The sequence below is a fragment of the Castellaniella ginsengisoli genome (genome assembly GCF_040955415.1).
GTDB classification, from domain to species: Bacteria; Pseudomonadota; Gammaproteobacteria; order Burkholderiales; family Burkholderiaceae_B; genus Castellaniella; species Castellaniella ginsengisoli.
The window spans coordinates 2,590,983-2,602,478 of sequence record NZ_CP158257.1; the positions used below are offsets into that span (position 1 = coordinate 2,590,983).

General features: G+C 65.0%; 11 protein-coding genes. 1 reads left to right on the forward strand and 10 read right to left on the reverse strand.

Annotation, left to right across the window (positions count from 1 at the left end; translation table 11 throughout):
- Window position 1 precedes the first annotated feature (1 nt).
- The 10 genes from ABRZ00_RS12255 to rpsB all read right to left on the reverse strand — a co-directional run bounded on the left by ABRZ00_RS12255 (window position 2) and on the right by rpsB (window position 10,527).
- Window positions 2–553, reverse strand: a complete 552-nt coding sequence (locus ABRZ00_RS12255) for an OmpH family outer membrane protein (protein ID WP_343835171.1) — start codon at window positions 551–553, stop codon at window positions 2–4.
- Between the two features lie 66 nt (window positions 554–619).
- Entirely contained in the window at window positions 620–2,983 is a 2,364-nt protein-coding gene (bamA, locus tag ABRZ00_RS12260) for an outer membrane protein assembly factor BamA (protein WP_368641846.1), read from the reverse strand.
- A gap of 64 nt (window positions 2,984–3,047) precedes the next feature.
- A complete protein-coding gene (rseP, locus tag ABRZ00_RS12265) occupies window positions 3,048–4,388 on the reverse strand; it encodes an RIP metalloprotease RseP (protein WP_368641845.1) in 1,341 nt (446 codons plus the stop codon).
- 25 nt (window positions 4,389–4,413) lie between these two features.
- The gene (locus ABRZ00_RS12270) at window positions 4,414–5,619 is read right to left on the reverse strand and encodes a 1-deoxy-D-xylulose-5-phosphate reductoisomerase (protein ID WP_368644306.1); all 1,206 of its coding nucleotides are present in this window, start codon (window positions 5,617–5,619) and stop codon (window positions 4,414–4,416) included.
- A 51-nt stretch (window positions 5,620–5,670) separates the two neighbouring features.
- Entirely contained in the window at window positions 5,671–6,513 is an 843-nt protein-coding gene (locus ABRZ00_RS12275; RefSeq protein WP_368641843.1) for a phosphatidate cytidylyltransferase, read from the reverse strand.
- A gap of 10 nt (window positions 6,514–6,523) precedes the next feature.
- On the reverse strand, window positions 6,524–7,303 hold the full coding sequence (uppS, locus tag ABRZ00_RS12280; protein ID WP_368641842.1) for a polyprenyl diphosphate synthase: 780 nt from the start codon (window positions 7,301–7,303) through the stop codon (window positions 6,524–6,526).
- An 11-nt stretch (window positions 7,304–7,314) separates the two neighbouring features.
- The gene (gene frr / locus ABRZ00_RS12285; protein WP_343835180.1) at window positions 7,315–7,875 is read right to left on the reverse strand and encodes a ribosome recycling factor; all 561 of its coding nucleotides are present in this window, start codon (window positions 7,873–7,875) and stop codon (window positions 7,315–7,317) included.
- An 8-nt stretch (window positions 7,876–7,883) separates the two neighbouring features.
- Window positions 7,884–8,600 (reverse strand): UMP kinase, encoded by a 717-nt coding sequence (gene pyrH / locus ABRZ00_RS12290; RefSeq protein ID WP_343835181.1) that lies wholly within the window; start codon window positions 8,598–8,600, stop codon window positions 7,884–7,886.
- Window positions 8,601–8,801: 201 nt separating this feature from the next.
- On the reverse strand, window positions 8,802–9,677 hold the full coding sequence (gene tsf / locus ABRZ00_RS12295) for a translation elongation factor Ts (RefSeq protein WP_368641841.1): 876 nt from the start codon (window positions 9,675–9,677) through the stop codon (window positions 8,802–8,804).
- 97 nt (window positions 9,678–9,774) lie between these two features.
- On the reverse strand, window positions 9,775–10,527 hold the full coding sequence (gene rpsB / locus ABRZ00_RS12300) for a 30S ribosomal protein S2 (RefSeq protein WP_343835184.1): 753 nt from the start codon (window positions 10,525–10,527) through the stop codon (window positions 9,775–9,777).
- 147 nt (window positions 10,528–10,674) lie between these two features.
- Between rpsB and map the strand changes: the two genes are divergently transcribed.
- Window positions 10,675–11,493, forward strand: a complete 819-nt coding sequence (gene map, locus ABRZ00_RS12305; protein ID WP_368641840.1) for a type I methionyl aminopeptidase — start codon at window positions 10,675–10,677, stop codon at window positions 11,491–11,493.
- Window positions 11,494–11,496: the final 3 nt, after the last annotated feature.

An 11,496-nucleotide genomic window follows, 5' to 3' on the forward strand; every position in this document is an offset into this window, starting at 1 on the left:
ATCAGCCGCCCAGAGCGCCGATGACCTGGTCGGTGATATCCACGCGCGGGCTGACCGTGACGGCGTCCTGGATGATCAGATCGTAGTTCTGCTGTTCAGCGATCTTCTTGATCGCGGCATCGGCCTTTTCCACGATGGCGGAAAATTCCTCGTTGCGGCGACGGTTGAAGTCTTCCTGGAATTCACGGCGCTTGCGCTGCAGATCGGAATCCATGTCCTGAAGCTTGCGCTGGCGCTTGACGCGCTCGGATTCGGACAGCACCGGAGCGTCCTTGTCGAGCTTCTGGGCCTCGGCGCGCAGGTTGTCGGCCAAGCGCTGCAGATCCTGATCGCGTTTCTTGAATTCGCTTTCGATCTTGGCCTGAGCCGCCTTGGCGGGCTTGGAATCGCGCAGGATGCGCTCCGTGCTCACAAAACCGATCTTTGTGCCCTGGGCATAGGCGGGCGCGACGAACAGCGCCCCCAGGCCCACGGCCGCCGCCAGGGCCAATGCCCGGTGGCCACGCACGGCGCGTTGCGCCAGGGTTGAAACATTCAGACCTGAAACAAACATGATAAGGAATCCACCTAGGATCAAAGCAGCTACAAAGGGAGTTATTGTGCCATCAAACGGGGGGAATCAGAAACCCGTACCAATCTGGAACTGGAAGACCTGTTTCTGGTCGCCTTCCTTGGCGTTCAAGGCGCGGCCGAAGGACAACTGCAGCGGCCCGAGAGGCGATTCCCAGGACAGGCCCAGACCCGCGGAGTATTTCCAGCCGCAGGGATCGGCCACCTGGCCGTACTGGCCGTTGGCGCAACCGGAACCATCGGTCGTGGAGACCTGGCCGACGTCCGAGAACATGAACCAGCGCAGGGTGCGGTCGCGAGAAGCCCCGGGAAACGGCAGGTACAACTGCACGTTGCCGACAATGCGCTTCGAGCCGCCCAGATAAGTGTCGGTCAGGGTGTCGCGCGGCCCCAGCGAGGCGCCTTCGTATCCGCGCACCGAACCGATGCCGCCCGCGTACATGTTCTTGATGACCGGGAAGGCCTTGCCGCTGTTGCCGTAGGTCTTGGCCCAATCGACCTGGCCGTTCAGGGCCAGGGTGAAGGCCCGGCCCAGGGGCCAGTAATACTGCTGCTGGCCGCTGAGTTTGTAGTAGCGCAGGTCCATGGTGGAGATATCGGCGGACACGCGGGTGTAGCTGCCGCGGTGGGGCGCGAGCGCGCTGTCGCGGGTGTCTTTGGCCCAACCCACGCTGAAGATGGCGGCATTGGTAGAGTCGCCGTAGTCGTCGACGAAGTTCTGGTAGGCCAGGGGCGCCGGGTTGGTGCCGCTGCGGTTGATGTCCTTGAGCGAGTTGCGCTCGAAGGTCACGCCGGCGAAGATGCGGTCGACTTCGGAGATCGGCACGCCGAAGTTCAGGCCCAGGCCCATGGATTCGACCGTGTACCAGCCGGTGGAGCCACTGTCGGAGACATCGTACGGCGTGGTGCGGCGATAGTACAGGGACGTGGTTTTGCTGATGCCGTCCTGGGTCCAGTAGGGGTTGGTGTGCGAGACCACCGCCGCGCGGTTGGTCTTGCTGGTATTGACGTTCAGGGACAGGGAGTTGCCGCTGCCGAACACGTTGTCCTGGCTGATGCCGGCCGACAGCATCAGCTTGTCGGTGGAGCCGTAGCCCACGCCCAGGCTGATCATGCCGGTGGGTTTTTCCTTGACGTCGACGTTGACGTCCACCTGGTCGGGCGAACCCGGCACCGGATCCGTCTTGACGTCGACCTCGGTGAAATAGCCCAGGCGGTCGATGCGCTCTTTGGAGGTCTTGATGCTGGACGAGTCGTACCAGGCGGCTTCCTGCTGGCGCATTTCGCGGCGCACGACTTCGTCGCGGGTGCGGGTGTTGCCGCCCACATTGATGCGGCGCACGTAGACGCGGCGACCCGGATCGACATAGAAGGTGAGCTTGGCGACGCGGTTTTCGCGGTCCAGCATCGGGCTGGGATTGACGTTGGCGAAGGCATAGCCCAGCGAGCCCAGATAGTCCGTGATCGATTTGGCCACGGCGTTGGTTTTTTCAGCCGAAAAGGTCTCGCCCTCTTTGACGGTGACCAACGGCTGCAGCTTGTCTTCCAGCCCCAGCAGATCGCCGGCCAGATCGACCGCGCCCAGCGTATAGGGCTCGCCCTCGTGCAGGGTCATGGTGATGTAGATTGCCTTGCGATCGGGCGAGATCGACACCTGAGGAGGCTCCATGGAGAACTCCAGGTAGCCTCGATCGAGGTAGTACGAACGGATGCGCTCCACGTCGCCCTCGAGCTTTTCGCGCGAGTATTTGTTGGTGCCCGTGTACCAGGTCATGATGCCGCCGGTCGTCAGCTCCATCTGGTCTTCCAGGGTGCCGGCGGAGAAAACGTGATTGCCGATGAACTCGATCTTGTCGATGGTGGCGACGTCTCCTTCGAAGATATCGAAGCTGACCCCGACCCGGTTGCGCTCCAGCGGCGTGATGACGGGGTTGATCTGCACGCCGTATTTGCCCTTGGACAGATACTGCTGCTTGAGTTCGAAGACCGCGCGGTCGAGCATGGCCTGATCGAAGATCCGGCCTTGTCCGAAACCGACCTGCGCCAGCGACGTCGTCAGGGCCTTGGCATCGAATTCACGCATGCCGTTGAAATTGATCGAGGCGATCGTGGGCCGCTCTTCGACTGTGACGACCAGGACGTTGCCCAGGGCATCGATCTTGACGTCGTTGAAGAAACCCGTGCCGTAGAGCTTCTGGATGGCGGCCGAGGCCTCTTCCTGCGTGAAGGTCTGGCCGACTTTAACGGGCAGATAGGTGAAGATGGTACCCGGATCGACGCGTTCGATCCCCTTGACCTGGATATCCTGGACCACGAAGGGCGTAAAGGCCGATGCGATGGCGGGTGCCAGCAGGGTCGCCAGCACCAGGGGGATGGCACGCTTGATCAGACGAAAATTCCGGGGAGACGACATCCTGGCAATCCTATTTGGCCGTAGGGGAACACGCGACAGCGATGCGCGATTGTAAGTCACAACCTCATCCGCTGAAAAGCCGCGAAAAATCATTGAATAGCGCCAGAACCATGAGGCCCAGCACGAGGCCCAGACCCAGTCTCTGGCCAAGGTCCCGGGCATGCCCGGACAGCGGCCGCCCGCCTCGGAGCGCCTCGATCAGGTAGAACAGCAGATGGCCGCCGTCCAGCATGGGAATGGGCAGCAGGTTGAGCACGCCGATGCTGATGCTGATGAGCGCCAGAAAGCCCAGATAGGATTCCAGTCCGAGCCGCGCGGTCCGGCCGGCGTACTCGGCGATGGTGACCGGCCCGGTGACGTTTTTCCAGGATACGTCGCCCAGCACCATGCGCCCCATCATGCGCAATGTGAACAGGCTCATGTCGGCCGTGCGCCGGACGCCGTGCCACACACTGTCCAGCGGCCCCAGGCGGACCAGTACCTCGGGCCGCTCGGCCTGGATCAGCGCGCCGATGCGGCCGACCGGGCGACCGTCCTCGCCGGCTTCCGGCCGGGGCGTCACCGAGAGCGAGACTTGGACGTCCTGGCGCTCTACAAGCAAGCGCAGCGGCTGGCCGGGGTGCGCCTGAATGATCCGCACGAAGTCTTCGACGGAAGGATGTTCCAGGTCGCCGGCCGCCAGGATCCTGTCGCCCGCGCGCAGGCCGGATTGTTCGGCGGCCCCGCCCGGAACAAGCTCGCCCGCCACCGGATACGGCGCCCGCAGAACCAGCCCCGAGGCCCGCACCGGATCGGGGCCATCCGGCGTGACGGATTGCGGATCGAGCCTCAATGTTTCTTCGCGCAGCGCCCCATCGGGGGACGTCAACGCCAGGGAGACCGTGCCGCCCAGGGACAACGGTTCGGCCAATTGCCACCGGGCCTGAGTCCAGGAAGCGACCGGCTCCCCTCCTACGGCCGTCAGCGTATCCCCGTCGCGCACGCCCGCCGCCGCGGCCGGCGTGCCGGCCGGTGGCGCCGCAAGCACGGCGGCCGGCTCTTGCATGCCCCACAAGCCCAGGAAGGCGTAGATCAGGGCGGCCAGGATCAGATTGGCGGCGGGGCCGGCCGCCACCACCGCGGCGCGACGGGCCAGCGGCTGGGCGTTGAATACCGCCCGACGCGTTGCTTCGTCCGCGCCGGGCGGGGCTTCGTCGAGCATCTTGACGTAGCCGCCCAGGGGAATGGCTGACAAGGCCCATTCCGTGCCGTGCCGGTCGTGGCGGCGCAGCAGAATCGGCCCGAAACCAACCGAGAAGCGGACGATGGGTACGCCCGCACGCCGGGCCACCCAGTAGTGGCCCAGTTCGTGAAAGGTCACGAGCAGGCCCAGGGCGAGGAGGAAGGCGAACAGCGTCAGCAGCATGAGGAAAGGCCGGGAAAAGACGGAATCAACGGGCGTCGCAGAAACCGGCGGCGACACGGCGCGTGCGCGCGTCCAGATCCAGGATTTCCGCCAGGGAGGACGGCGTCTGCGCGCCTCGGGCCACCGAGTCGTCCAGGCAGTGTTCGATGACGGACGGGATCTGGGTATACCGGATGCGCCCCCGCAGGAAACCCTCCACCGCGACTTCGTTGGCCGCATTCAATGCGATACAGGCGCCCTGCCCCTGGCCCAGCGCGTCGAAGGACAGCCGCAGGCAGGGGAAGCGCACCAGATCCGGCGTTTCGAAATCCAGCCGCCCCAGCCGGGCAAGCTCCAGCAGGCCGACGCCGCCGTCGATGCGGTCCGGATAGCCTAGACCGTAGGCGATGGGGGTGCGCATGTCGGGCTGGCCCAACTGGGCCAGGATGGAGCCGTCCAGGTATTCCACCATGGAATGCACCACGCTCTGGGGATGGACGACGACCTGGATGCGCTCCATCGGCATGGAAAACAGCCAGTGGGCTTCGATGACTTCCAGCCCTTTGTTGAGCATGGTGGCCGAATCGACGGAAATCTTCCGGCCCATGCGCCAGTTGGGGTGGGCGCAGGCTTGATCCGGCGTGACGGATTCGAGTTGATCCAGCGCGGTGCGGCGAAACGGCCCTCCCGAGGCCGTCAGCAGCAGCCGGCGCACCCCTTCGGCCGGATTGGTGGGCGCGCGCGCGCGATCCGCCGATTGCGGCAGGCACTGGAAAATGGCGTTGTGTTCGCTGTCGATGGGCAGCAGCTCGGCGCCGGATTCCCGCACGGCCTGCATGAAGAGGCTGCCCGCCGCCACCAGCGCTTCTTTATTGGCCAGCAGCACTCGTTTGCCTGCCCGCGCCGCCGCCAACGCACCGGGCAGGCCGGCGGCGCCCACGATGGCCGCCATGACAGCCGTGACTTCGGGGTCGGCCGCCGTGTCGGCCAGCGCCTGGGCCCCCTGGCGGATCTCGGGCAGGGGCCGGCCGGCCGGCCAGGCGGCCTTGAAGCGGGCATGGGCATCGTCGTCGGGCACGATCACGACCCGCGCCGCATGCCGCGCCGCCTGTTCCGCCAGCGCTTCGATGCGGCTGTAGGCGCTCAAGGCATGCACGGAGAACCGGTCCGGATGGCGCGCCACGACATCCAGCGTGCTCACGCCGACGGAGCCGGTTGAGCCAAGAATGCAGAGACGATGCTGAACGGACATGATGCCTGGACCTGTGGATGCTAAGGAAACGGAAACGCGCCTGGCGGGCCTCTAGAGGCCCGCCAACAGCAGCAGAGCGGCTGCCGGCGCCACGGGCAGCACCGCATCGATGCGGTCGTATACGCCGCCATGGCCCGGCAGCAGTTGGCTGGAATCCTTGACCCCCGCGCGACGCTTGAGCAACGACTCGAAAAGATCGCCGAGGATGGACCAGGCCGCCAGCGCCACGCCGGACAGGACCAGGCCCGCCCAGCCGATCCGCGCCTGCAGCAACGCCCCGAAACTGCCCGGCCACCACAGGGCCGTGGCGATCAGCCAGATCGTGGCCGCCAGGATGCCGCCGGCCGCTCCCTCAAGCGTCTTGCCTGGGCTGACGCGCGGGGCGAGCTTATGGCGCCCCAGACTGCGGCCCGTGAAATAAGCGGCGATATCGGCGGCCCAGATCAGGGCCCACAGACTGATCAGCGCCGCCGCTCCGTGGCGCAGGAATACCCAGGCCAGCGCATACCAGGCTGCGGCCAGCACCAGCACGCCGGCCAGAACCAGTACGCCGGGCCGGCAAGCATGCGGGATCCGGGCCCGCACCACCGTCGCGGGCGCGAGGGTGAGCCAGAACAGCACCGCCAGCGGCAGCACATAGAAGCCGAACGCGGTTTCCAGCGCCGGCTGGCCGTCGACCAACAGGCGCGAAAACAGCACCAGCGTGAACACGGCCAGCACCGCGCCTCCCCAGCGGACAGCGGCGCCGTCGATGACCAGCCGCAGCCATTCCCAGAGAGCGCAGCCGGTCATCAGGCCCAGCAGCGTCAGCATGGGCCATGGCGAGGGGGCCGTCACGGCGGCCGCCACGATCGCTAACAGGACGATGGCAGTGAGGATGCGCTGGCGCAGCATGGGCTTCCTTTCAGTCGGCGTCGCGCAACTGAGCGCTGGTACGGCCGAAACGCCGTTCCCGGCCCCGATACCACGCAAAGGCCTGATCGAGCTGCGCGGCGTCGAAATCCGGCCACCAGCAGTCGGTGAAGTACAGTTCAGTATAGGCCAGTTGCCAGATCAGGAAATTGGAGATGCGCTGCTCTCCGCCGGTGCGAATGAACAGGTCGGGCTCAGGCGCGTAGGCCATGGCCAGCCAGGGGGTCAGCACGGTCTCGTCCAGAGCCTGCGGGTGCGCGGCAAGCTCTGGCCGATCCGCCAGCAAGGCCCGGACGGCCTGCAGAATATCCCATCGCCCGCCGTAATTGGCGGCAATGGTCAACGTCAGGGCCGTCTGCGAGGCGGTCCGGCGCTCGGCCGCTTCGATCAGGCCGCGCAGATGCGGGTCAAAAGCGGACAGATCCCCGACCACCCGCAGCCGCACGCCCTGGGCTTCCAGATGGTCGACTTCTTTTTCCAGCGTGCGCACGAACAGGCGCATCAGCAGAGAGACTTCCTGGGCCGGGCGGCGCCAGTTCTCGGAGCTGAAGGCGAACAAGGTCAGGTAGCGCACGCCGCGCAGGCCGCAGGCCTCGACGATGCGGCGCACGGCCTGGACGCCGCGCACATGCCCCGCCGTACGCGGCAGCATCCTTCGCGTCGCCCAGCGGCCATTGCCATCCATGATGATGGCGACATGCCGGGGCACGTCCCCGGTATCTGGAATGGCAAGCGTGGAGGAGCAGGTCTCGGTCATACGCCGTGGATGCATGCCGACGGGCTCTAGACCGTCATGATCTCGGCTTCCTTCTGGGCGACGAGCTTGTCGATCTCCGCCACGTAGCGGTCGGTGAGCTTCTGGACTTCGTCCTGCCCGCGGCGATCCTCGTCTTCCGAGATTTCTTTTTCCTTGACGAGTTTTTTCAAGGTTTCGTTGGCTTCCCGGCGCAGATTGCGAATCGCGACCTTGGCGTCTTCCCCTTCGCCGCGCACGACCTTGGTCAGATCGCGGCGGCGCTCTTCGGTCAGGGCCGGCATCGGCACGCGGATGTTGTCGCCCATGGCAATGGGATTCAAGCCGAGGTCGGATTCGCGGATGGCTTTCTCGACGGGGCCGGCCATCGTTTTTTCCCAGACCTGCACGCTGAGGGTGCGGGCATCGATCACGGTCACGTTGGCCACCTGGCTCACCGGCACAGGAGAGCCGTAATATTCGACTTGCACGTGATCCAGGATTCCGGCATGGGCCCGGCCCGTGCGGATCTTGGCCAGGCCGGCCTTCAGGGAATCGATGGATTTGCCCATGCGCTCTTCGGTCGAGCGGCGAATGTCGGAAAGACTCATGAGGATTCCTATACCTGAACCAGGGTGCCTTCGTCCTCGCCGCAGACGACGCGTCGAAGGGCTCCCGGCTTGTTGATTGAAAAGACCTTGATCGGCAGCTTCTGGTCGCGGCACAGTGCGAACGCCGTGGCGTCCATGACTTCGAGGCGGCGCACGATGGCCTCGTCGAAACTGATGCGCGAGTAACGCGTGGCGCTGGGGTCCTTGTTGGGATCGGCGCTGTAGATGCCGTCGACCTTGGTGGCCTTGAGGACCATCTCGGCGCCGATCTCGGCGCCGCGCAATGCGGCGGCCGTATCAGTCGTGAAGAACGGGTTGCCCGTACCGGCCGCAAAGATGACGACCTTGCCTTCTTCGAGGTAGCGCAACGCTTTGGGACGGATATAGCGCTCGACCACCTGGTCGATGTTGAGGGCCGATTGCACCCGGGCGTCGACGCCATGGTTCTTCAGCGCATCCTGCAGCGCCAGGCCGTTCATGACGGTCGCCAGCATCCCCATGTAGTCGGCCGTCGCGCGATCCATGCCCTGGGCGCCCGGCGCGACGCCGCGAAAGATATTGCCCCCGCCGATCACCACGGCCAGTTGCACCCCGAGGGACACGACGCCGTGGATTTCCTCGGTCATGCGGAGTATGGTCGCGCGGTTGATGCCGAAGGCATCGCCGCCCATCAGAGCCTCGCCCGAAAGTTTCAGGAGAACGCGCTTGTAGGCAGGAGTTGACATGCAGGGTTCCTGGAAGGAGAAATGATCGAAGCGTAGGGCGGCACCGATGCAGGGGGCCGAAGGCCCCCTGCAAGGGGTACGCGCGGGTCTGGGGTTGTCAGGCGGGGCGCAAGCCGCAGCGACCGCCTAGCGGTCGCGAGGGCTTGCGGCGCAGCATGGCGAATCCAGGCGCGATGCCATCGTACCCGAAATCAGTCGGAATCAGGAACCGCTGGCGGCAGCGGCGACTTCGGCGGCGAAGTCCTCGGACTTCTTCTCGATGCCCTCGCCCACCACGAACAAGGCATAGCGATTGATGCGCGCGGACTTTTCCTTGAGCATCTGCTCCACGCTCTGCTTGTCGTTCTTGACGAAGGGCTGCGACATGAGCGTGACTTCCTTCAGGAACTTCTGCACCGAGCCCTCGACCATCTTGGCCACGATCTCGGCGGGCTTGCCGGACTCGGCAGCCTTCTGTTCGGCCACGGAGCGTTCGGCGGCGATCAGCGCGGGATCCACGCCGTCGGCATTCAGGGCGCGGGGCTTGGTCGCGGCGATGTGCATGGCCAGATCCTTGCCGACTTCATCTTCGCCGGCGAAATCGACCAGCACGCCGATGCGTCCGCCATGCACGTAGCTGTTCAGGCGGTCCACGGTATCGAAGCGCTGGAAGCGGCGCACCGACATGTTTTCACCGATCTTGCCCACCAGGTGGGTGCGCACGGACTCGACCGTGCCCTCGCCCATGGCGCAGCCGCTCAGGGCGGCCAGGTCGGCGGGATTGCGTTCGGCGGCAATGCGGGCCAGGTCGTTGACGAAGGCGATGAAGTCGTCGTTCTTGGCGACGAAGTCGGTTTCGCAGTTGACTTCGACCAGTGCGCCCGTCTTGCCATCGTCGGCAATGTACAGGCCGACCAGGCCTTCGGCCGTGACGCGCTCGGCGGCCTTGGAGGCCTTGCTGCCCAGCTTGATGCGCAGCAACTCTTCGGCGCGGGCCAGATCGCCCTCGGCTTCGGTCAGGGCTTTCTTGCATTCCATCATGGGCGCGTCGGTCTTTTCGCGCAGTTCCTTGACCATGGCGGCGGTGATTTGAGCCATTGTGTTCTCTCCTGTTCAATCAATGCGCGCACCGACGCACGGCGCGCGACGCGCCCGCCGCCAGGCGGCGGCGGGACGGACGGCGGAAGGCAGGGAATTACTCCTGGTCTTGATCCTGCTCGACTTCGATGAATTCCTCGCCCTCGGCCAGTTCTTCGACCAGGCCGTTCAGGCTCTGTTCGCGGCCGGCCAGCACGGCGTCGGCCATGCCGCGGGCATACAGGGCGATGGCCTTGGAGGAGTCATCGTTGCCCGGGATGACGTGATCGATGCCTTCGGGCGAGTGATTGGTGTCGACCACACCGACCACCGGGATGCCCAGCGTGCGGGCTTCGGCCACGGCGATCTTGTGGTAACCCACGTCGATCACGAACAGCGCGTCGGGCAGCGTGTTCATATCCTTGATGCCGCCGATGGACTTGTTGAGCTTGTCCATTTCGCGCGCGAACATCAGCGCCTCTTTCTTGGTCATGTGCTCGGTGGCGCCTTCGGCCTGCTGGGCTTCCATATCCTTGAGGCGCTTGATCGAGGTCTTGACCGTCTTGAAGTTGGTCATCATGCCGCCCAGCCAGCGGCTGTCGACGTAAGGCATGCCGCAGCGCTGGGCTTCGGCGGCGATCAGCTCGCGTGCGGAGCGCTTGGTGCCGACGAACAGCACGTTGCCGCCGCGCGCGGCGATCTGGCGCACGAACTGGCTGGCTTCCAGGTATTTTTCAACCGTGCGCTCGAGGTTGACGATATGGATCTTGTTGCGCTGGCCGAAGATGTATTCGGCCATCTTGGGGTTCCAGTAACGGGTCTGGTGGCCAAAATGCACACCGGCTTCCAGCATTTCGCGCATGAGCGACATGAAAATTCTCCGAGAGGGTTTGGTCTTGTACCTGGCCAGTATCCGGGACTAAGATGTTTGACGGACACCCTTTGGGTAGCCAGGCACGCTATTTACAGCTAAGCCTATAATTCTACTATTCTTCAAGCATACACAGCAAGCACCCCCATGAGCCCAGTCATCACCGATCCCCATGAACTCGACCAGATGCGCGCCGCCTGCCAGGCCGCCGCGAGCATCCTGGACTACCTCGAACCCCACGTGCGCGCCGGGGTCACGACGGGGGAGCTCGAACGCCTGTGCATGGACTACCTCACCAATACGCTGAAGGTGAAATCGGCCACCGTGGGCTATGCCCCCCCGGGCTACCCGCCCTTCCCCGCCTCGATCTGCATTTCGGTCAACCACGTCATCTGCCATGGCATCCCCGGCGACAAAGTCCTGAAGAACGGCGACATCCTCAACATGGACATCACCATCATCAAGGATGGCTGGTTCGGTGACACCAGCCGCATGTACTGCGTGGGCGAGCCGTCCATCCTCGCGCGCCGCCTCATCGACACCACCTACGAGTGCATGTGGCTGGGCATCGAGCAGGTCCGCCCAGGCGCCACCCTGGGCGACATCGGCCACGCCATCCAGACCCACGCCGAAGCCGCAGGCTTCTCCGTGGTGCGCGAATACTGCGGCCACGGCGTCGGCCGGCGCTTCCACCAGGATCCCCAGGTGCTGCATTACGGCAAACCCGGCACGGGCATGCGTCTGGAGCCCGGCATGATCTTCACCATCGAACCCATGATCAATGCCGGCCGCCGCGAAATCCGCACGCTGGCCGATCAATGGACGGTGGTCACGCGTGACCACAGCCTCTCGGCTCAATGGGAGCACAGCGTTCTGGTCACGAATGACGGCTACGAGGTTCTGACGGTCTCGCCCGGCATGCCTGCGCCGCCGGCCTTCGCCAAGGCTGCCCGCACGGTCGCCTGACGC

Excerpts from the sequence above, each read along its gene's own strand:
- rpsB (WP_343835184.1), bottom strand. The coding sequence starts at position 10,527 with ATGTCGCTCATGCGCGAAATGCTGGAAGCCGGTGTGCATTTTGGCCAC.
- rseP (WP_368641845.1), bottom strand. The coding sequence starts at position 4,388 with ATGCTGCTGACGCTGTTCGCCTTCCTCCTCGCCCTGGGCCTGCTCGTG.
- map (WP_368641840.1), top strand. The coding sequence starts at position 10,675 with ATGAGCCCAGTCATCACCGATCCCCATGAACTCGACCAGATGCGCGCC.
- ABRZ00_RS12255 (WP_343835171.1), bottom strand. The coding sequence starts at position 553 with ATGTTTGTTTCAGGTCTGAATGTTTCAACCCTGGCGCAACGCGCCGTG.
- ABRZ00_RS12270 (WP_368644306.1), bottom strand. The coding sequence starts at position 5,619 with ATGTCCGTTCAGCATCGTCTCTGCATTCTTGGCTCAACCGGCTCCGTC.
- pyrH (WP_343835181.1), bottom strand. The coding sequence starts at position 8,600 with ATGTCAACTCCTGCCTACAAGCGCGTTCTCCTGAAACTTTCGGGCGAG.
- bamA (WP_368641846.1), bottom strand. The coding sequence starts at position 2,983 with ATGTCGTCTCCCCGGAATTTTCGTCTGATCAAGCGTGCCATCCCCCTG.
- ABRZ00_RS12275 (WP_368641843.1), bottom strand. The coding sequence starts at position 6,513 with ATGCTGCGCCAGCGCATCCTCACTGCCATCGTCCTGTTAGCGATCGTG.
- uppS (WP_368641842.1), bottom strand. The coding sequence starts at position 7,303 with ATGCATCCACGGCGTATGACCGAGACCTGCTCCTCCACGCTTGCCATT.
- tsf (WP_368641841.1), bottom strand. The coding sequence starts at position 9,677 with ATGGCTCAAATCACCGCCGCCATGGTCAAGGAACTGCGCGAAAAGACC.
- frr (WP_343835180.1), bottom strand. The coding sequence starts at position 7,875 with ATGAGTCTTTCCGACATTCGCCGCTCGACCGAAGAGCGCATGGGCAAA.